Below are 18,977 nucleotides of genomic sequence, written 5' to 3' on the forward strand. Positions count from 1 at the left end.
CGTTCAGCTGTACGCTGGCGTGGCGGTTGATGGCATAGCTGGCCATGGCGTTGACCAGTGCATAGCCCGCTTGCGGGATGTTGGTGATGGTTCCCGATGGCGGACGGCCGTACCACGATTCGCTGTAGGTGGCGCTTTGCGCCGTCATGCTGGCGCCCGCCCTCAGGCCAGCCAGGCGGCCGTCGAAGCGGTAGCTGGTGGCCAGGCGCAGCAAATGGCGCGGCTGCGTGGTGGCGGCGCGGCGGCCATCGGCCTCGGCCGCGTGCAGATAGGTATAGCCGCCGCTCGCTTCCCAGGCGGGAGACAACTGGCCGGAGACATCGAATTCCACGCCCTTGGCCGTCACGCCCTTGCCATTGGCCACCATGGCCTGGCCGCCGTCGGGCAGCAGGAAGCCGGGCGGCACGCTGCGGTCGAGTTCCGCCAGGTTCTTTTTCTTCGTGTGGAACAGGGCGGCCGACGCATTCAGCTTGCCCTCATAAAATTCGCCCTTGATACCCAGTTCCGCATTGTCGCCCGTTTCCGGCGGCAGGAACTTGTTGTTGCGGTCCTTGCTCGTTTGCGGGTTGAACAGCTGCGTGAAGCTGGCATACGCGGAATATTGCTTGTTGATATCGAACACGGCGCCCACGTAGGGCGTGACTTCATTGCGCGTTTCGGCAAAGTCGCTATTGTCCGTGTGCACGCCCCGCGTATCGTAGTTGCGCGTATCCGTGCGGTAAGTGCTGCTGCGCGCGCCGATGATCAGGTGCAGCGGGTCGGCCAGGCTCAAGCGCGTGGCCACGTAGCCGCCCGCCAGGCGCGTCACGGTTTCCGTGTGCGAGCCGTCCGGATGAAACACGGGGCGGGGAATGTTGCCCGTCCAGTTGCGGTAATCGGGGACGAAGTTCGGGTAATTGATTTCCGCCTCGCCGCCCAGCGAGCGGGCGCGCTGGTTGCCGCCGTTCCAGCCGATGATGGCCGTGTGCTTGCGCCCCAGCAAGGTAAAGGGGCCGCTGGCGTAGACGTCGAAATTGTCGCCCGTGTTCTTGCCCGGGCCATAGGCGCCCGTCCACAGACGCATGCCTTCGCCCGTGGCCGGGTCGGGATGACCCGCGCCCGCATAGGCGACGGTGGTGCGGTTCGTGCTTTCCGTGCGCGCATAACCGAGATGCAGATTCCAGTTGCCGGGCAGGTGCTGGTCCAGCGAGGTGAAGATGGTGTGCTGCTTGTTGGCCCAGGTGCTCCATGGCGTCGTGAGACTGGTGTTGCGTGGCAAGTTCGCCAGGCTGCCATCCGCATTCCAGTAGGGCACGGCGCCCCAGGTGGCGCCCGTGGGCTTGTTGTCCTGGAAGTCGACGCCCGCCGTCAGCAGGGTGCCGGGGCGCACGTCCGCCTCGACGATGAGCATGCCGACCGTCTTGCGTTCGTGATACATGTCCAGGTAGGAATCGCGTTTTTGCCAGGCCAGGGCCGTGCGCGCACGCACGCTGCCATCGGCGTTGAGCGGCGTGGAGAGGTCGGCCTCGACGCGCTGATCATCCCAGCGTCCCATGATGAGACCGGCGCTGGCCTGGAATTCCTTCCCCGGCCGCTTGCGTATCATATTGATGGTGGCCGACGGGTCGCCCGTGCCGCCCATCAGGCCGGTGGCGCCGCGCACGACCTCGATGCGGTCGTACAAAATCGTGTCTTGCAGCGGCGCATTGCCGCCGCGCGCCATGCCGTCGATCTGGATATTGTTGATGCCGAAGCCGCGCGCATAAAACGTCGTGCGCTCCGTGTCGTTCTGGCCCACCTGGATGCCCGTCGTCTGCGCCAGCGCCTGGTCCAGCCGCACGGCGCCCAGGTCGTCGAGCAGCTGGCGCGTGATGACGCTGACCGACTGCGGCGTCTCGCGCAGCGACAGGTCCATGCGCGTGGCGCTGCGGGCTTCGCCAGCCGTGTACGACTGCGTGCCTTCCGTGGTGGCCATTGACTGGCCCAGCACGGTGACGGCCGGCATGGTCACGTCAGCCGGGGCGGCGTCGGCGGCCAGTGCGGGCAGGGCCACGCCAGCGGCAAGGGTGAGCAGACTGATGTGTAGTAGATGGGGCAGGGGGCGCAAGGCGGGCAGGCGCGAAGAAGAGAGGACGGTGGTCGATTGCATTATTTTCCTGGTGTATTTTTAGTCGTGAGGGTTCCTATCTCGTCTGGCGAGTGGCGCAGTGGCTGGGGGGATGGCGTGACGCTGGCCCGGGATCTGGCTCGGATAGCAGTTCCGCCCGCGCATGGCGGCGGAAAGGTCGTGCATGATTCCAGTCATGATTTGTGAATAAGAATCATTATCAATATAATGGGTATTTGCCAAATAATCAAGCGTGCGCACCAAAATAGTGCAGGCGGCGGAGCGCAGGCAGCCCAAGGGCGGCGCATCGTCCGGCCTTCTGCGATAATGCAGGCGCTGACAAAATATTTTCCTTAATGAAAGAAATGCATGCGTACATGGATCGCCTGTGCCGGATGGTTGTGTGTCGTGTCGCTGGGCCAGGCCCAGGAGCACGCGCCGCCGGCCGTGCCCGCGCCGCTGCAGAGCGCCAGCGCGCCGCCCGCCGCCGCAGTCGTTCCGCCCCCCCTTGCGCCGGCCACGCCCGCTGCGCCAGCGCCGGCGGTGAGCGCAGAGGAAGCCCTGCCATCGCAGACGGTGACGATCACGGCCAGCAGCGACGCCAAGGCGCCGCGCGTGCGCTTCACGGCTTACCGCGACAGTTATCTGACGGCCCGGAAAGTGTGGCAAGTGTCGAGCGGCAGCGTGGTCATGGCCCTGCGCCTGATTCCTGCCAAGCTGAGCGCCACCATCGACGACGTGCGCGTGGCCTTGCAAGGCAATGGCGCCCCCGTGCCGGTCAAGGTGTCGGCCGGCGGCGTGTTTGTCGTGCCGCTCAACGATGATATCGCCGCGCAGGATGGCACGTTTTTGGTGAACAAGGGCAGGGGCGAACTGACGGCCAATATCGTGCTGCAGCCGTCCGTGGCGCGCGATGCCTGGAACGTCACGCGCGTGGGGCAAGTCCTGCACGACGCCCGCCGCGCCGTGCGGGCCATTACGCCGTGGTACAAGCGGCCGTTCGCCAGCGACGTGCAAGCGCTGGCCTTTTGCGCGGCCGAGCGGGGCAGCGCCTTGCAGTTGATGGATGGCGAACAGCTGATCGCCACCCTGCCCATGAACGAGGCGGCCGTCAACGACATCAACCAGCCCGTGTTTTGCAAGATTTTCGACGGCGAAGACAAATATCCGGGACACTACCGCGTGGTCTTGCCCGAGCAGGCGACGGTGCTGTTGCTGTAATTAACTGCTAGTTAGGCTGGCGCTGCACCAGTTCCAGCGCCGCCGCCAGGGCCAGGTCCATGGTGGCCTGGTGGAAGATCAGCCATTGCGGCAACAGCGACAGCGCATGGCGCCCCTGTTCCAGGTCGCCTTCATCGACGGCGGCCCAGGCATGGTGCAAGCCGCTGAGGACGCGCGCATGCTGTTCGCGGTGATTCGCCAGCGAGGGAAAGCCGATTTGTTCCATCAAATCCTCTTCCTCGCGGAAATCGCGTTCGACTGCCGCAATCAGCTCGCGGAACGCCACGCTGAAATGCTGGTCGCTCAACTGCCCCAGCCGCGCCAGCTCCTGAAACAGCGCCTCATGCGCCTCGTCGATGACGGGAACGCCCAGCGCCATCTCATCCTTCCAATGCGAGTTACCCATGCCGATACCCCCGGTTAAGTCCGTCGCGGTGCGAAGCGGACTGTTCCAGTGTGGACGCAGCGAAGGGCGAAATCCATGATCTGGATCAAAGTATGCTGAAGAGGGGATCAGGAAAGCCGCCGGCGAAGAGAACAAATTCCCACCCGCAACAAAGCGGTTTTTAACGCTGAACACCACTAGCGGGCGCCGCTGAAAAACGCCGCCGGCAAGGCGTCTTTGACGCAGACAGTACGCTAGTACGGCAAGTCAAAGCAACGCAGCCAGCGGCGCGCTTGTTCAACTGCCCTCAGCCGCGCGTATTACTGCTTGGGCCAGTGGGCCCACATGCCCTGCGCATCCACATTCGGCACCTGCATCTGCTGCCCGGCCGACGTCTGCATCGCATCCCTCAGCACGAGGGGCACGAGCATCAGGGCCGACAAGGCAAGGCAGAGCAGCACTTTGAGCGTCAACATGGTCGTCTCCCGGTGTCCCGGCGGCGGCGCGGGGATGCGGCGCCTGCCGGTCACGTCCTATGTACTACCATGCTTGCAGTTTAGTTCATCTGATTGAAACTTCAACTAGTTGCTGTGACGCACTGCACCAGTGACGCCTTTTATTTGGCCTTGCGGCTGCGCCGCGGCTTGCCTGCGGCGGGCAGGAAAGAGTCGAACCACACTTGCGTCAATTGCCGCGTATTTTTCGCCGCTTCGCGCTTGACGGCGGCCGTGGCGTGGCCGCGCGCCGTGTTGGCGATGCGGTTGGCGGCGCTCAGGTACATGCTCATCCAGGGGTTTTTCATGGCTAGCCTCGCAGACAGTGGGTGGGGCGGCGCGCATGTTGCCATGCCGCGATGCCCCCACTGTAGTCCGATGGCTGGCCATGACCGTGCGCCTGCCCACATAGCCGGGCGGTGCCGGCGGCGGGCTGATGCAGATCAATACACGTCGCGGCGGTAGCGTCCGGCCGCCAGCAGGGCGTCGAGGCCGTCCTGGCCCAGCACTTCTTGCAGTACAGCATCGATTCCCGTCGCCATGCCTTGCAGGCTGCCGCACACGTAGACGATGGCGCCTTGCGCCAGCCAGCCGCGCAGCTCGCCGACGTTGGCGCGCAGGCGGTCCTGCACGTATTCGCGTTTGCCGCCATCGTTGCCGTCGCGCGAAAAGACCAGGTCCAGGCGCGCCAGGTGGCCAGCGTCCAGCCAGCCTTGCAACTCTTCGCCGCAGACGCTGTCAAAAGCTTGCTGGCGCTCGCCGAACAGCAGCCAGTTGCGGGCCAGCCCCGCCCGCTGGCGCGCGCGCAGGTGTGCCCGCAGGCCGGCCAGGCCGGAACCGTTGCCGATATAAATGCAGGGCACGTCGACCAGGGCGGGGGCGAAGGCAGGATTGGCTTGCAGGCGCAGGCGGATGGGACTACCCAGCGGCGCGAAGCGCGTGAGCCAGCCGGAACAGACGCCGTAGCCCCCGTTTTCGCCGCCCGCGTGGCGTTCCTGGCGCACCAGCAATTGCAGTTCGCCATCGGACGGCAGCGACGCGAGCGAATAGCTGCGCGGCGCATGCGGGGCTTTGTGCTCACCTTGCGCGTCGCCTTCGCTGCCATCCGCGTTGCACCCGATGATTTCCGCCAGCGCGCCCGCTTCCCAGCTGGCATCGATCGGACCCGTCAAGGTGATTTCATGCAGTTCGCCGCCCAGGCTGCCCGGGTTCAGCAGCACGCGGCGCGCCAGGCGCCACTCTGCATACGATGCCTCTTCCTGCACGCCGATGGCATCGATGGCGCTGCCGCTGCAGCGGGCCAGCGCTTGCGACCAGGCGGCCAGGGCGGCGGGATCGTGCTTGTCCACTTCGATCAGCGGGAACATAGGCGTGGCGCCCAGCGCGCGCAATTGCTGTTCCAGCGCATGGCCAAAGCCGCAGAAGGCGCTGTAGTGGCGGTCGCCCAGGGCCAGCATGCCGAAATCCAGGCCGGCCAGCGGCGTGCCCGCCGTTTGCTGCAGCAGGCGCGCGAAGCGGCGCGTGCCGTCCGGCGCCTCGCCTTCGCCAAAGGTGCTGGCGACGATCAGTGCCCGTTCATACTGGCGCAATTGCGCGGGATCAAGCTGCTCCAGCGACTGCACGTCGACGGCCACGCCCGCCTGCTGGAGGGCGCGCGCGCTTGCCAAAGCCAGGCGCTCGGCCTGTCCCGACTGGCTGGCGTAGGCCACCAGGGTCGGTAAACCTGTGTCCGTCTTGCCCGGCGCGCCGGCGCCCAGCAGCGCGCGCTGCGCCTGCACGGCCCGCTTGGCCTTGCGGCGGCCCAGGTACAGCATCCAGCCCGTAACGGCGAACAGGGGCAGGCCCAGGCTGGCCAGGGTGACGATGATGCGGCCGGGCAAGCCAAAATACGTGCCCATGTGCAGCGGATAAATGATGTTGACGAGGCGTGCCCCCAGCGCCTGCTGGCTGTACGGTTCGTTTTCCGTGAGCGTGCCGTCGGCCGGCGCAATGCTCATGCGGCTGCGCGCCCGTTCGTGCGGCGCATCGCTGGCCAGCCACGTGAATTGCACGGCTTCGCCGGGGCGCACGGGCAGGCGCACGGTGGCCAGGGTCCAGCCGGGGGCGTGCCGCTGAAAGCTGGTCCAGGCCAGACTGACGTCGACGGGCGGTGCATCTTTCTTAGCTGAACCCTTTTTCGCGGGCGCCTGCGCCGTGCGCGGGGGCTTGCCGGCCCAGGCGTCGATATTGTCGCGCACTACGTCATAGCTCCAGTAAATGCCCGTCAGGGTCAGCGCCACATAGACCACCAGGCACCAGGTGCCGGCCACGGCGTGCAGATTCCACAGGAAGGGGCGGCCTTTTAATGCAGGATCGAAGGTCAGCCACGTGCGCCAGTCCAGCGGACGGCGGGGCCAGCGCAGATACAGGCCGGAGAGTGCCAGGCCCAGCAGGCACAGGGCCAGCGCGCCCGCCACTTGCCGGCCCGGATCGCGCGGCAGCAGCAGCCAGCGGTGCAGCGATTCCGTCCACTCGAAAAATGCCGCGCCCGCCAGCGCCGGCTGGGTCGCGCCCGTGTACGGGTGCAGATAAATGGACTCGCCGCGCCGCTGGCCGTTTTTCGGTGCGAAGAACAGCCGGGGCGCGGTGCCCGCTTCCGCATACATGGTGATCGAGGCCACACGCTGGCCGTGTTCGGTAGCCGCGATGCCGGCGAGCTGGGCCGGCGTCAGCGGGGCGCGCGTTTCCACAGGAACATGGCGCACGCCGGGGTTCATGACATCGAGCAGTTCATCCTTGAAGGCCAGGGTGGCGCCGCTCAGGCCGATGATCACCAGCACCGTGCCGGCCGTGATGCCGATGAACCAGTGCAATTGAAACCACAGTTGCTTCCAGTTCCAGTGCCAGCGCCGTTGTTGCGCGACGGCGGCAAGCTGGCGCCGCTGGCCGGTTTCCGGCGCCTCATCGGCGCCGGCGCGCGGCAGGGAGTGTGGCAGGGAGGAGGTCGTCATGGCGGCTTTCGATAGCGCCGCCATGCGGCGCGTCAGGCATGGCGGGGAAGAAGGAAGGCTGACATATTAACGCAAACGAGAATCATTCGCAAATGATGGCGCCCTATTTTCGCGGGACGGGCCCCATCCACGTTTGCCTGATCAGGTCCTATAGGCGCTACAATAGGGATACTGTTCACTAGTTCCCATTGCTGCCATGACCACTTCCACACCGAATCTCGTCGTCACCCCGTCCGCCCACCCCTTGTCCGACGCCGAGCGCGCCGCGCGCATGGTCAATCCCGCCTTCGGCCGCATCTTCACGGACCACATGGTGGTGATTCCTTACCGCGACGGCAAGTGGCAGCAGGGCGAACTGAAGGCTTACGGCCCGCTGATGCTGGACCCGTCCGCGTCGTCGCTGCACTACGGCCAGGCCATCTTCGAAGGTTATAAAGCGTTTGCCCAGCCCGATGGCAGCATCAAGACCTTCCGTCCGGAACAGAATGCCGAGCGCTTCAACCGCAGCGCCGCGCGCCTGGCCATGCCGGCCATTCCCGTCGAGCTGTTCCTGGAAGCGGGCGACGCGCTGATCGCGCAAGACCGCAACTGGGTGCCGAAGAACACGGGCGAGAGCCTGTACATGCGTCCGCTGATGATCGCCACCGACCCTTACCTGGGCGTGCGCCCGTCGGAAGAATACCTGTTCGTGCTGTTCGCCTCGCCGGCCGGCGCCTACTTCCCGAAAGGCGTGAAACCCGTCACCGTGTGGATCAGCGAAGACTTCGTGCGCGCCGCGCCGGGCGGCACGGGTGAAGCCAAGTGCGCGGGCAACTACGCGGCCAGCCTGATGGCCCAGTCGCAAGCGCAAGAGAAGGGCTGCGACCAGGTCGTGTGGCTGGACGCCGTGCACCGCGAATACATCGAAGAGATGGGCGGCATGAATCTGTTCTTCGTCTACAAGGATGGTGAGAAGATCACCGTCGTGACGCCGGAATTGACGGGCACCTTGCTGCCAGGCATCACCCGCCGCAGCCTGCTGGAAATGGCGAAAGACCTCGGCTATGCGACGGAAGAGCGTAAATTGTCCGTCCAGCAATGGCGCGACGACATCGCCTCGGGTCGCATGACCGAAGTGTTCGCCTGCGGCACGGCCGCCGTCATCACGCCCGTGGGCGTGGCCAAGGCCAACGGCTTTGAAATGACCATCAACAACAATGAAAACGGCGCCGTCACCCTGGCCCTGCGCGAAGCCCTGCTGGGTCTGCAGCATGGCACGGCACCGGATACGCATGGCTGGATGCATACCGTCTGCTAAGTTGATGGTGTAATTTCACTACCGCGCCGGCACCCAGTTGCCGGCGTTTTTATATCTTGAAGGAAATACGATGAAAATTCGCTCTATCCTGTCTGCCTTGGCCGCCGTTTTCCTCAGCCTGTCGGCAGGTGCCGTCCACGCGGCCGATGCCGCCTGCGCCATTCCCCGCAACGTCAGCTACTACGATTACGACGTCAAGCCGTCGGACGAGAAAAACACCTGCTACAAGCAAAGCACGAACGTGCCCACCGATTACTTCATGCTGGCACTGTCGTGGTCGCCCGGCTTTTGCGACAGCCAGCGCCGCCGTGGCGCAGTGTCGAAGAAGGCCGCCTTCCAGTGCGCCGAGAGCAACCACTTCGGCTGGATCGTGCATGGCTTGTGGGCGCAGTCGGCCAATCCGGCCACCTGCGAAGACATTTCAGTGACGCCGCCGCGCAGGACGGAACTGCATCCGCGCTATTGCAAGGGCAATTTGCCGAAGCTGGCGCCGTCGGACATTTTGCCGTACATGTGCATGCAGCCCGGCGAAGCCTTGCTGCAGGGCGAATGGGAAAAGCATGGCGCCTGCGATTTCGATACGGCCAAGCAGTATTTCGAGAAGGAACGCGAACTGTTCCAGGCCTTGAAGTTGCCGGACGGCACCATGCCGAAAAACGAACTGTTCCAGTGGATGAAGCAGCACAACCCGCAGCTGAAGGGCCGCTGGCTCGGCTATGAAAAGCACTCGGGCGAGTTGCGCATCTGTTATTCGAAAGATTTTAAAGTGATCGACTGCCAGAAGTAAGCTTGCCAGTCCTGCAGGTTTCTTACATACATGTTAGTGTATTGTCCGGATCAGCAAGATGAACAGGTAGTGTATTTATGCAGCAGCGGCACACGCAACCCGTCATGGTTGGCGAGGACGGCTTGCCGCCCGGCGCCCGTTTATGGGCCATGCTGGCGCTGGCCATCGGCGTGGGCATGGCCTCGCTCGATACGGCGATCGCCAACACGGCCTTGCCCGCCATCGCCAGCGAGCTGCGCACGACGCCGGCCGCCTCCGTCTGGATCGTGAATGTCTACCAGCTGGCCATGGTGGCGACCTTGCTGCCGTTTTCCGCCCTCGGCGAAATCGCCGGCTACCGGCGGGTGTTTATCTCCGGCATGTTTTTATTTACTTTGGCCTCGCTCGCCTGCGCACTGGCCTGGTCCTTGCCTTCGCTGGTGGCGGCGCGCCTGTTCCAGGGCGTGGGCGCCAGCGCCATGATGAGCGTCAACACGGCGCTGCTGCGCGCCCTGTACCCGAAACATTTGCTCGGCCGCGCGTTCGGCAACAATGCGCTGGTTGTGGCTGTCGCGTTCGCCATCGGGCCCACGGCCGCCTCGCTGATTTTGGCGACGGCCTCGTGGCCATGGCTGTTCGCCATCAATGTGCCGCTGGGCGTGGCCGGCTTTTTCCTCGCCAGCCGCATGCTGCCGGCGACAAAACTGTCCGGCCACACGCTCGATGCGCGCACGGCCCTGTACAACGTGGGCGCCTTCGGCTTGCTCATCTTGCTGTTCGGCGACGCGGCCCATCACGCGTCCAGCGCCGTCCTGCTGGCGGAACTGGTGGCCGTGGTGATCTTTTTTATGTTGCTGCTGCGCCGCCAGGCGGGACATGCGGCGCCGATGCTGCCGATCGACCTGTTCCGCCGTCCCCTGTTCTTGCTGTCGTCGCTGACGGCCATCTGCACGTTTGCCGCGCAGGGGCTGGCGTTTGTTTCTCTGCCATTCTATTTTGAAGTGACCCTGGGCCGCTCGCCCGTCGAGACGGGTTTTCTGATGACGCCGTGGGCCGTGCTGGTGGCCGTGATGGCGCCCGTGGCCGGACGGCTGAGCGACCGTTATTCGCCGGGCGTGCTGGGCGGCATCGGCCTGGCGGCGCTGGCGGGCGGCTTGCTGACCCTGGTGTGGATACCGACGCACCCCAGCGCGTTCGACATCGGCTGGCGCATGGCCCTGTGCGGCATCGGTTTCGGCTTCTTCCAGGCGCCCAATCTGAAAGCCATCATGGGCAGCGCGCCGCCCGAGCGGGCCGGCGGCGCCAGCGGCGTGGTGGCCACCTCGCGCCTGATCGGCCAGGCGACGGGCGCGGCGCTGGTCGCCTACTGCTTCACGGTGTCGGCCAGCCGGGGCACGACGTATGCGCTGTGCCTGGCGGCAGGGTTCGCCGCCGTGGCCAGCATCGCCAGCCTGGCGCGCCTGGCGGTGGCGCAGCCGGCGTGGCTGGGCGGCAAGGGCAGCTAAGCGGCTAGACGTCGATCGCCTTGTCCGAGTGCATGCGCTTGCGCAATTCGAACTTCTGGATCTTGCCCGTCGACGTCCGGGGCAGGGGGCCGAAATAAATGGCTTTCGGCACCTTGAAGCCGGCCAGGTTGTTCTTGCAGAAGGCGATCAATTCCGCTTCCGTCACCGTCGCCCCTTCGCGCAGTTCGACGAACGCGCACGGCGTCTCGCCCCATTTCTCGTCCGGCTGGGCGATGACGGCGGCGGCCAGCACTTGCGGGTGGTGGTACAAGGCATCTTCCACTTCCACGCTGGAAATGTTCTCTCCGCCGGAAATGATGATGTCCTTGCTGCGGTCCTTCAGCTTGATGTAGCCGTCCGGATACATGACACCGAGGTCGCCCGTGTGGAACCAGCCGCCCGCGAACGCTTCCTGCGTCGCCTTTTCATTTTTTAAGTAACCCTTCATGCAGATGTTGCCGCGGAACATGATCTCGCCGATCTGTTCGCCGTCGGCCGCCACGGGTTGCATGGTTTCCGGGTCGAGCACGGCCACGGCGCTTTGCAAGTGGTAGCGCACGCCTTGGCGCGATTTGAGTACGGCCCGCTCTTCCTGGCTCAGGGCTGCCCACTCGTCCTGCTCGGCGCAGATGGCGGCGGGGCCATACACTTCCGTCAAGCCATACGAGTGGATCAAGTCAAAGCCCATGGCTTCGATCTTCGCCACCATGGCCGCCGGCGGCGGCGCGCCGGCCACCATGCCGCGCACGGTCCAGGCTATGCCCTCGCGCCAGTTGGCGGGCGCGTTGGCCAGGGCCGCATGCACGATGGGCGCTGCGCAATAGTGGGTGATGCGCAATTCGCGCATCAGGTCGAACACGAGCTTTGGCTCGAACTTGCGCAGGCACACGTTGACGCCCGCGCGGGCGGCCACGGTCCACGGGAAGCACCAGCCGTTGCAGTGGAACATCGGCAAGGTCCATAAATACACGGCATGCTTGGGCATGTCCCATTCCAAGATGTTCGACAGGGCATTCAAGGCCGCGCCGCGGTGGTGGTAGACCACGCCTTTCGGGTCGCCCGTGGTGCCGGATGTGTAGTTGAGGGCGATGGCATCCCACTCGTCCGCAGGCGGCTGCCAGTCGTAATCGGGGTCGCCGCCGGCCAGCAAGGTTTCGTAGTCGAGGTCTGAAAACGCGTCCACTTCCGGTCCCAGCACGTCGTTGACCTGGATCACGCGCAAGCCGGGAATCTGCGCCGCCATCTGGCGTGCCAGCTCGGCAAATTCCGTGTCGGCCAGCAAGACTTTCGCCTGGCCGTGGCGCAGCATGAAGGTCAGCGAGGCCAGGTCGAGGCGGATATTGAGCGCATTGAGGACGGCGCCGGCCATGGGGACGCCAAAGCTCGCTTCTACCATGGCGGGCGTGTTCGGCAGCATCACGGCCACCGTGTCGCCCGTGCCCACGCCCAGCTTGATCAGGCTTGATGCCAGGCGGCGCGTGCGCGCATACGTTTCGCGCCACGTCTGGCGCAGGCTGCCATGTGCAATTGCCAGGCGATTGCCATATACTGCGGCTGCCCTGGCGATATAGTCGAGCGGGGTGAGGGCGGCGTAGTTGGCGCTGTTTTTGCCGAGGCCCGTGTTGAAATCAGCAGTCATGCTTGTCTCCTGTTAAATAAAATTCTGCAGCTCCCTGTTTCGGGATTGATAGGGGTGAGCATAGCACCGGCGCTGGAAAATCACTGTCATCTTAGTGACAAGTCTGAAGGATGGAATGGACAGCAACGATAGTGTAGACCTTGCAATGCAGGAACTCGACAGCCACGACTGGTTCCCGGCGCTCGATGTGCGGCACCAGGCCTTGCTGCGCGCCGGCAGCGTGCTCCGGCATTTCGAGGCGGGCGCCTTCATCACGCGGCGCGGCGAACCGTCGGCGCACTGGATCGGCGTGCACACGGGCTTGATCAAGCTGGCCGTCTACAACGCCGATGGGCGCGGCGCCACGTTTTCCGGCGTGCCGGCCGGCGGCTGGTGCGGCGAGGGCAGCGTGCTCAAGCGCGAACTGCGCCGCTATGACGTGGTGGCCGTGCGCGCATCGAGCATCCTCCTCGTACCGGTGGAGCTGTTTCACCTGCTGCTGGCCGAGAGCCTCTCCTTCAATGCCTTCGTCATCCGCCAGCTGAACGAGCGCATGGGCCAATTCATCGCCACCATCCAGAACCAGCGCCTGCTGGCCGTCGACGCCCAGGTGGCGCAAGCGATCGCGCAGCTGTTCCACCCCATGTTATACCCGCGCACTTCCAGCGTGCTTGAGCTGTCGCAGGAAGAAATCGGCTTGCTGACCGGCATTTCGCGCCAGCGGGTGAACCAGGCGCTGGGCCATCTGGCCGAGCTCAAGCTGATCAGCATCGCCTACCAATCGATCCGCGTGGTCGACCTCGATGGCTTGCGCCGCTATGGCGTGGCGTCGCTGTGATGACAGACTGGGCGCGCGATGTGTGGCATGCTGGCGGCTGGCTTATGACATTGAATTGACGCATGGCACTCGTTTCCGATCATCCTCTGCACTTGCTGGGCTTGCGCTTTCCGCTCCGGCTGCGCGTCACCGTGCGCCAGGGTTTTGTCACCTTGCATAATGAAATCGCCACCAAGAAACTGGCCAGCGGTGACAGCTTCGTCGTGCCCGCCTTCTTGCGCTTCGCCTGCGACGTGATGCCGGGGCGGGGCAAGCCGGCCGTGTTTACACTGGCGCTGGAAGGGGATGAGCCCGATGGCGGCCACGGCGGCGGCAAGCGCTGGAGTCAGGCGCTGGCGCAGCACATCTTTGATACGCCGCAAGGCAAATGGACGGCGGCCCGGCTGGCGGCCCTGTGGCAAGTGACGCCGCACAAGGCGCGCGCGCGCCTGTTTGCCGAGGGTGAGGCATTGCTCAGCCTGGTGCGCGAACAGCGTTTGGCGCACGCGCTGCACACGGCGGCGCAAGCGGACGCCGAGGGCGAGCACGGCGAGCGCGACCTGGCGCAAGTGGCGGCCGGCTCCGGCTTTGCCTCGATCCCCGCGTTTTGCGACGCCTGCGTGGACGTGGCCGGCGTGCGCCCCAGCCTGTTCCTGCGCGGCCAGGCAGGTACGGCTGTGCAACGCGATAGCCAGACTCCGTTATAATCGGAGCCATGGGATCTTTATTGAAACGCAAACAGTGGCACATGTGGTTCGCCTGCCTGGCGATACTGCTCAATGCGCTGTCGCCGTCCCTGTCGTATGCGTTTGCCTCGCTGCACGCGAACGCGAACAATGCCGCCGTCGAGATCTGCTCGGCCAGCGGCGCCGTCTACACGCAAGCGGACCTGGCGCCGGCCGCCAAGTCCACCACCGATTCCGTGCTGCACCACATCGAGCACTGCCCGTTCTGCATGAGCCATGCGGGCAGCGTCGGCCTGCCGCCGTCCTCATCCTCGCCGCTGGCCGTCATCGCGGGCCACGACGCCTATCCGCCATTGTTTTACCAGGCGCCCAAAGCGCCGTTCGCGTGGCTGGCCGCCAGCCCGCGCGGTCCCCCATCGGCCGCCTGAGCGCAGCAATCATACCTTCCACGTCTTAACCGTAACTACAACGCCCATCGGGCCAGAATGCCATGAAACGTCGTCTTTTCCTTCTCGCCGGCACGGCGGGATTGCTCACGCTTGCCGCTTGCGAGCCAGCGCCGAAACCCCATTACAACGGCCTCGACTTGACGGGGGGCGATTACAAGCCCGACTTCACGTTGAGCGGCCCCGACGGCAAGGTCTACACCCTGGCCGACTTCAAGGGCAAGTATGTGATGGTCTTCTTTGGCTTCACGCAATGTCCGGACGTGTGCCCGACGGCCCTGTCGCGCGCGCTGGAAATCCGCCAGAAACTGGGCGCCGATGCCGACAAGCTGCAAGTGCTCTTCATCAGCATCGACCCCGAACGCGATACGCCCGAGTTGCTGGGCGAGTACATGCGCGCCTTCGACCCCAGCTTCCTCGGCTTGCGCACGGACCCGAAGAACACGGCGCAGACGGCCTTCAATTACAAGGTCTTCTACCGCCGCGTGCCGAGCGGCAGCTCGTACACGATGGATCACACGGCCATCAGCTATGTGCTCGATAACGAGGGGCGCATGCGCCTGGGTTTGAAACACCAGTTGACGGGCGACGAGTGCGTGCAGGACATCAAGACCCTGATGAAATCGAAATACACCTTATAACTACCGAGGAAATGATCATGACCCATCTGAAAACCCTGCTGGCCACGGCCCTGACCGTGCTGTCCTTCTCCGCCGCTGCCCAGACTTCCGTGCAGATCACCGACCCGTGGGTGCGCGCCACCGTGCCGCAGCAAAAAGCCACGGGCGCCTTCATGCAGATCACGGCGCCGAAAACCATGCGTTTGCTGGAAGTGCGCTCGCCCGTGGCGGGCGTGGCGGAAATCCATGAAATGAGCATGGCCGACAATATGATGCGCATGCGCCAGATCAAGGAAATCGCCTTGCCGGCCGGCAAAGCCGTCGAGCTGAAGCCGGGCGGCTACCACGTGATGCTGCTGGACCTGAAAAGCCAGGTGAAGGCGGGCGACAAGATCCCGCTCACCCTGGTCGTCGAAGGCGAGGACAAGCACCACGAAACCATCGAAGTCCATGCCGTGGCGCGTCCGCTGGGCGCCACCGGCATGCCGGCGATGAAGCACTAAGCCTGCCGCTGTCCCTTGAAAAGCCCGGTTCGCCGGGCTTTTTTGCGCCCGCCTGAAAGTTAAACGGCTGTTTGATATAATGCCGCAGAATATTAAACAGTTGTTTAAATGATGGGAATGGCATGAAGCAAGAAAAGGAAAGCGAAAAAGAAAACGAACCGGCGCGCGCGCGCATCCTGCAGGCGGCGGCCCAGCTGTTTGCCGACGAAGGCTACAAGGTCGCGTCCGTGCGCAAGATCTGCGAGGCGGCCAAGGTGAACGTGGCGATGGTCAATTATTATTTTCATAGCAAGGAAGCGCTGCACCTGGCCGCCTTCGACTACGCGCGCGCGCTGGCGCAAGCTTCGGCCGCCGACGTGGCGGCCGCCAGCGCGCGGGCGCAGTTGCAGCCCGTGGAACAGTTGCGCCTGGCTATCGAGGCGCTCGTCTCCGACATGCTGCGCTCGGGCTCGGCATCGCTGTTCAGCCGCCTGGTGGCGCGCGAGCTGATCGAACCGACGGCTGCCATCCACAAGCTGGCCGAACGCCATGTGCGCCCGCAGCACGCCTTGTTCACGGGCTTGATCCGAGGCGTGGTGGGCGCAGCCATGCCGGATGACGTGGTGCAGAAATGCGTGTTCAGCGTGATCGGCCAGGCCGTGTTCTATGCCCGTTCGCGCATCGTGCATGAACTGGTGGTGCCGGAGATCACCTATGACGAGGCGGGCACCGCCAGCATCGCGCGCCACATCGCGCAATTTTCGCTGGCGGCCCTCGACGGCATGCGCCGTCAATATGCCGTGCAGGCGGGCGCATGACGGCGCGCAAGCTGACCCTGGTACTGGCCGGGCTGGCCATGCTGGGCCCGTTCGCCACCGATACCTTCCTGCCGTCGTTTCCCGCGATCGGCACGCATTTCGACGTCAGCAGCGTGCTGGTGCAGCAGACCCTGAGCGTCTATCTGGCCGCCTATGCCTTCATGACCTTGTTCTACGGTACCTTGTCCGACTCGTTCGGCCGCCGTCCCGTGATCCTGGCATCCCTGCTGATCTTTGCCGCCGGCTCCATCGGCGCCGCGTTCGCGCCCAGCTTTGGCTGGCTGCTGTTTTTCCGCGGCATGCAGGGCGCGTCGGCCGGGGCGGGCAGGGTGATCGGGCAAGCCGTCGTGCGCGACAGTTTAGCTGGCGCGGCCGCGCAAAAGATGCTGGCCAACATCATGATGGTGTTCGGCATCGCGCCCGCCATCGCGCCCATCATCGGCGGCTGGCTGCACGTGGCCTATGGCTGGCAATCCACGTTCGTCTTCACCTTTTCCGTCACCGTGCTGCTGGCGCTCGCCTGCCTGAAAGGCTTGCCGGAAAGTTTAGCCGTCGAGCAACGCCAACCCTTCCACCCGGCCAACATCGCGCGCAATTACTGGCTGGCCTTGCGCCACCGGGCATTCCTGCTGCGTTCGCTGGCCGTGGCCTTCGCCTTTGGCGGCTTCGCCCTGTACATTGCCTCGGCCCCGCATTTCATCTTGGAATTGCTGCGCTTGCCGGAAACGGCCTTCGGCTGGATGTTCATCCCCATGGTGGCCGGTTTGGTGCTGGGCTCGGCGCTGTCTGGCAAGCTGGCCCATACGGTGAAAAGCGCCGTACTGGTGCGCTGGGGCTTGCTGGCCATGGCGGCCACGGGGGCGATCAATATCGCTTACAACCACTGGTTCGCGGCCGGCATCCCGTTCGCCGTCGTGCCCGTGATGCTGTACGCGTTCGGCATGTCGCTGGCCTTGCCGGGCATGACCATGTCCACGCTCGACATTTTCCCGCAGATGCGGGGCCTGGCCGCGTCCCTGCAGAATTTCGTGCAAATGCTGGTGTTCGCGCTGGTGTCCGGTTTTGTCGCACCGTTGCTGTTCGACAGCGCGTTTAAATTGGCGCTGGGACAGGCTTCGGCCGTCGCGCTGGCCGCCGCGTTCTGGTGGCTGGGCAGCCCTCAGGTGACGGGGCGGGGCGCGGCTGGAGTTGTTAAAACAGCATGACAGGCCCCGGAAAAGGATGGCATGCTTCCTGCTTTGTTACACTGTGACAATCAGACCCTGCCGCGGGCGGCACAGCACGCGGCAGGGTCTAAGCAGTTTTGCAACTTTACCTTTGGCTATCATGCACTTGATTAACTCCAGTTTGAACCACGCCTTGCGCGTGCCACTGGCCGCGGAAATCCACTCGCGGCCGTTCTTGCAGCTCGATGCTCCCGAGCTGATCACCCATCTTGCCGTTTATAAAGATGACAGCGCGGCGCCCGGCGCGTCGAATATGGCGGCCCAGCACGCCACTCTGGCGGCCCTGTGCACGCATTTCGGCGTCACGCCGCCCGCTGCCGAAGCCAAGTATTTCTATTACGACTTCGGCCGCTTCCGCCTGAAATGGGAATGCCACACGGAATTTGCCACGTTTACCTTCGCCGAGCATCCGGGCGCGGCCTCGCCCCTGGAGCAGGCGTTCGAACGCATGCCCCTGGAACAGTTGCCGCAGCAATGGCTGGTGGGCTTGAAGGGCAAGCTGATGGTAGCGGCGCACGTGGTGCTGGAGCAGGCGACGGAGCCGGCCGAAATCTTCATGCAGGGCTTGTCGCGCGTGTTCGAAGGCAATACCCTGGCCGGCAGCAAGGTGCTGCAGGGCGGCGAATTGTGGACGGATTTTACGATCCAGTCCGACGGCTTCAGCCGTTTCGTCATCCGCGACGCGGGCATGCGCTCGCAGCAGTCGGGCCGATTGGTGCAGCGCGTGCTGGAAATCGAAACCTACCGCATGATGGCCTTGTTGGGCTTGCCCTACGCCATGCAGGCGGCGCCGTCCCTGAATGCCATCGAGAACGAATTGGCCACCCTGGCCGCCGCCATGGTCGACACGGACGACGCGCCGGGCCTGGTCAAGGCCGACGACGGCGTGGCCGAGCAAACCTTGCTGGACCGCATCACGCGCCTGGCGGCCCGCATAGAAAAGCTGTCACTCGACAATAGCTACCGTTTTTCCGCCTCGAAAGCCTACATGGGCCTCGTCAAGGCGCGCATCGACGAGTTGCGCGAAGTGCGCATCGAGGGCATCCCCACGGTCGAGGAATTCATGGACCGCCGTTTGACGCCCGCCATGAACACGTGCGAAGCGATGGCCAGCCGCCAGGAAGCGATGGCGCAGCGCATTGCCAACACGAACGATTTGCTGCGCACGCGCGTGGGTATCGTGCAGGAATTGCAGAACCGGCAAATCCTGCAATCGATGAACGCCCGCGCGGCCCAGCAGCTGCGCCTGCAGCAAGCGGTGGAAGGCTTGTCCGTGGCGGCCATTTCCTACTACGTGATCGGCCTGTTCAGCTACACGGGCAAGGCGGCCAAGGTGATGGGGCTGCCCGTGAATCCGGAAATCCTCGTCGGCGCCCTGGTGCCGTTCGTGGCGGCCGCCGTCTGGCTGGGCTTGCGGCGCATGCACCACAAGCTGCACGCGGACTGAGCCGTGTAAGCAGCTTTGCGGCTCCGGCGGTGCGTACGCCGCGCGCCGCCAATCTTTGCTATCGTGCTGGCCT

18 protein-coding genes are annotated in these 18,977 nt (G+C 64.6%); 12 read left to right on the forward strand and 6 right to left on the reverse strand.

The genetic code is table 11. The features are described 5' to 3' along the window. Positions 1-2,128 (reverse strand): TonB-dependent siderophore receptor (locus AC0V2Y_RS03075; protein WP_475418321.1); only part of this gene is annotated, 2,128 nt, incomplete at its 3' end. 327 nt (positions 2,129-2,455) lie between these two features. Here AC0V2Y_RS03075 and AC0V2Y_RS03080 point away from each other — a divergent pair. Then, the gene (locus AC0V2Y_RS03080) at positions 2,456-3,307 is read left to right on the forward strand and encodes a hypothetical protein (RefSeq protein WP_475416933.1); all 852 of its coding nucleotides are present in this window, start codon (positions 2,456-2,458) and stop codon (positions 3,305-3,307) included. A 7-nt stretch (positions 3,308-3,314) separates the two neighbouring features. Here the strand turns inward: AC0V2Y_RS03080 and AC0V2Y_RS03085 are convergent, their stop codons facing one another. The 4 genes from AC0V2Y_RS03085 to AC0V2Y_RS03100 all read right to left on the reverse strand — a co-directional run bounded on the left by AC0V2Y_RS03085 (position 3,315) and on the right by AC0V2Y_RS03100 (position 7,176). Next, complete coding sequence (locus AC0V2Y_RS03085) at positions 3,315-3,713, reverse strand: bacteriohemerythrin (protein ID WP_475416932.1); 399 nt, start codon at positions 3,711-3,713, stop codon at positions 3,315-3,317. 299 nt (positions 3,714-4,012) lie between these two features. Continuing rightward, the gene (locus tag AC0V2Y_RS03090; RefSeq protein ID WP_175445243.1) at positions 4,013-4,168 is read right to left on the reverse strand and encodes a hypothetical protein; all 156 of its coding nucleotides are present in this window, start codon (positions 4,166-4,168) and stop codon (positions 4,013-4,015) included. 140 nt (positions 4,169-4,308) lie between these two features. After that, a complete protein-coding gene (locus AC0V2Y_RS03095) occupies positions 4,309-4,494 on the reverse strand; it encodes a hypothetical protein (RefSeq protein ID WP_070222074.1) in 186 nt (61 codons plus the stop codon). Between the two features lie 135 nt (positions 4,495-4,629). Next, positions 4,630-7,176, reverse strand: a complete 2,547-nt coding sequence (locus tag AC0V2Y_RS03100) for a PepSY domain-containing protein (protein WP_475416931.1) — start codon at positions 7,174-7,176, stop codon at positions 4,630-4,632. A 196-nt stretch (positions 7,177-7,372) separates the two neighbouring features. On the opposite strand from AC0V2Y_RS03100, the gene AC0V2Y_RS03105 reads away from it, so the two are divergent. The 3 genes from AC0V2Y_RS03105 to AC0V2Y_RS03115 all read left to right on the forward strand — a co-directional run bounded on the left by AC0V2Y_RS03105 (position 7,373) and on the right by AC0V2Y_RS03115 (position 10,744). Then, a complete protein-coding gene (locus tag AC0V2Y_RS03105) occupies positions 7,373-8,473 on the forward strand; it encodes a branched-chain amino acid aminotransferase (RefSeq protein ID WP_086147210.1) in 1,101 nt (366 codons plus the stop codon). Between the two features lie 70 nt (positions 8,474-8,543). Then, positions 8,544-9,260, forward strand: coding sequence for a ribonuclease T2 family protein (locus AC0V2Y_RS03110; RefSeq protein ID WP_475416930.1), 717 nt, complete (start codon positions 8,544-8,546; stop codon positions 9,258-9,260). A 77-nt stretch (positions 9,261-9,337) separates the two neighbouring features. Continuing rightward, positions 9,338-10,744, forward strand: coding sequence for an MFS transporter (locus tag AC0V2Y_RS03115; RefSeq protein WP_475416929.1), 1,407 nt, complete (start codon positions 9,338-9,340; stop codon positions 10,742-10,744). Positions 10,745-10,748: 4 nt separating this feature from the next. On the opposite strand, the gene AC0V2Y_RS03120 is transcribed toward AC0V2Y_RS03115, so the two are convergent. After that, on the reverse strand, positions 10,749-12,383 hold the full coding sequence (locus tag AC0V2Y_RS03120) for an acyl-CoA synthetase (RefSeq protein ID WP_475416928.1): 1,635 nt from the start codon (positions 12,381-12,383) through the stop codon (positions 10,749-10,751). A gap of 115 nt (positions 12,384-12,498) precedes the next feature. Here AC0V2Y_RS03120 and AC0V2Y_RS03125 point away from each other — a divergent pair, with 115 nt between their 5' ends. The 8 genes from AC0V2Y_RS03125 to AC0V2Y_RS03160 all read left to right on the forward strand — a co-directional run bounded on the left by AC0V2Y_RS03125 (position 12,499) and on the right by AC0V2Y_RS03160 (position 18,904). Beyond that, on the forward strand, positions 12,499-13,200 hold the full coding sequence (locus AC0V2Y_RS03125) for a Crp/Fnr family transcriptional regulator (protein ID WP_475416927.1): 702 nt from the start codon (positions 12,499-12,501) through the stop codon (positions 13,198-13,200). 62 nt (positions 13,201-13,262) lie between these two features. After that, the gene (locus AC0V2Y_RS03130) at positions 13,263-13,886 is read left to right on the forward strand and encodes a helix-turn-helix transcriptional regulator (RefSeq protein WP_475416926.1); all 624 of its coding nucleotides are present in this window, start codon (positions 13,263-13,265) and stop codon (positions 13,884-13,886) included. Between the two features lie 20 nt (positions 13,887-13,906). Then, a complete protein-coding gene (locus AC0V2Y_RS03135) occupies positions 13,907-14,293 on the forward strand; it encodes a DUF2946 domain-containing protein (RefSeq protein WP_475416925.1) in 387 nt (128 codons plus the stop codon). Positions 14,294-14,355: 62 nt separating this feature from the next. After that, complete coding sequence (locus AC0V2Y_RS03140) at positions 14,356-14,952, forward strand: SCO family protein (RefSeq protein ID WP_475416924.1); 597 nt, start codon at positions 14,356-14,358, stop codon at positions 14,950-14,952. A gap of 17 nt (positions 14,953-14,969) precedes the next feature. Then, positions 14,970-15,434, forward strand: coding sequence for a copper chaperone PCu(A)C (locus tag AC0V2Y_RS03145; RefSeq protein ID WP_475416923.1), 465 nt, complete (start codon positions 14,970-14,972; stop codon positions 15,432-15,434). Positions 15,435-15,556: 122 nt separating this feature from the next. Next, complete coding sequence (locus tag AC0V2Y_RS03150; RefSeq protein WP_475416922.1) at positions 15,557-16,231, forward strand: CerR family C-terminal domain-containing protein; 675 nt, start codon at positions 15,557-15,559, stop codon at positions 16,229-16,231. Continuing rightward, the gene (locus AC0V2Y_RS03155; protein ID WP_475416921.1) at positions 16,228-17,436 is read left to right on the forward strand and encodes a multidrug effflux MFS transporter; all 1,209 of its coding nucleotides are present in this window, start codon (positions 16,228-16,230) and stop codon (positions 17,434-17,436) included. Before AC0V2Y_RS03150 ends, AC0V2Y_RS03155 begins: the two co-directional genes overlap by 4 nt. A gap of 121 nt (positions 17,437-17,557) precedes the next feature. Beyond that, positions 17,558-18,904 (forward strand): DUF3422 family protein, encoded by a 1,347-nt coding sequence (locus AC0V2Y_RS03160; RefSeq protein WP_475416920.1) that lies wholly within the window; start codon positions 17,558-17,560, stop codon positions 18,902-18,904. Positions 18,905-18,977 lie beyond the last annotated feature (73 nt).

Source organism: Janthinobacterium sp. BHSEK (genome assembly GCF_056174685.1).

Coding starts and splice junctions, on each gene's coding strand:
- AC0V2Y_RS03080 (WP_475416933.1), top strand. CDS start 2,456: ATGCGTACATGGATCGCCTGTGCCGGATGGTTGTGTGTCGTGTCGCTG.
- AC0V2Y_RS03085 (WP_475416932.1), bottom strand. CDS start 3,713: ATGGGTAACTCGCATTGGAAGGATGAGATGGCGCTGGGCGTTCCCGTC.
- AC0V2Y_RS03090 (WP_175445243.1), bottom strand. CDS start 4,168: ATGTTGACGCTCAAAGTGCTGCTCTGCCTTGCCTTGTCGGCCCTGATG.
- AC0V2Y_RS03095 (WP_070222074.1), bottom strand. CDS start 4,494: ATGAAAAACCCCTGGATGAGCATGTACCTGAGCGCCGCCAACCGCATC.
- AC0V2Y_RS03100 (WP_475416931.1), bottom strand. CDS start 7,176: ATGACGACCTCCTCCCTGCCACACTCCCTGCCGCGCGCCGGCGCCGAT.
- AC0V2Y_RS03105 (WP_086147210.1), top strand. CDS start 7,373: ATGACCACTTCCACACCGAATCTCGTCGTCACCCCGTCCGCCCACCCC.
- AC0V2Y_RS03110 (WP_475416930.1), top strand. CDS start 8,544: ATGAAAATTCGCTCTATCCTGTCTGCCTTGGCCGCCGTTTTCCTCAGC.
- AC0V2Y_RS03115 (WP_475416929.1), top strand. CDS start 9,338: ATGCAGCAGCGGCACACGCAACCCGTCATGGTTGGCGAGGACGGCTTG.
- AC0V2Y_RS03120 (WP_475416928.1), bottom strand. CDS start 12,383: ATGACTGCTGATTTCAACACGGGCCTCGGCAAAAACAGCGCCAACTAC.
- AC0V2Y_RS03125 (WP_475416927.1), top strand. CDS start 12,499: ATGGACAGCAACGATAGTGTAGACCTTGCAATGCAGGAACTCGACAGC.
- AC0V2Y_RS03130 (WP_475416926.1), top strand. CDS start 13,263: ATGGCACTCGTTTCCGATCATCCTCTGCACTTGCTGGGCTTGCGCTTT.
- AC0V2Y_RS03140 (WP_475416924.1), top strand. CDS start 14,356: ATGAAACGTCGTCTTTTCCTTCTCGCCGGCACGGCGGGATTGCTCACG.
- AC0V2Y_RS03145 (WP_475416923.1), top strand. CDS start 14,970: ATGACCCATCTGAAAACCCTGCTGGCCACGGCCCTGACCGTGCTGTCC.
- AC0V2Y_RS03150 (WP_475416922.1), top strand. CDS start 15,557: ATGAAGCAAGAAAAGGAAAGCGAAAAAGAAAACGAACCGGCGCGCGCG.
- AC0V2Y_RS03155 (WP_475416921.1), top strand. CDS start 16,228: ATGACGGCGCGCAAGCTGACCCTGGTACTGGCCGGGCTGGCCATGCTG.
- AC0V2Y_RS03160 (WP_475416920.1), top strand. CDS start 17,558: ATGCACTTGATTAACTCCAGTTTGAACCACGCCTTGCGCGTGCCACTG.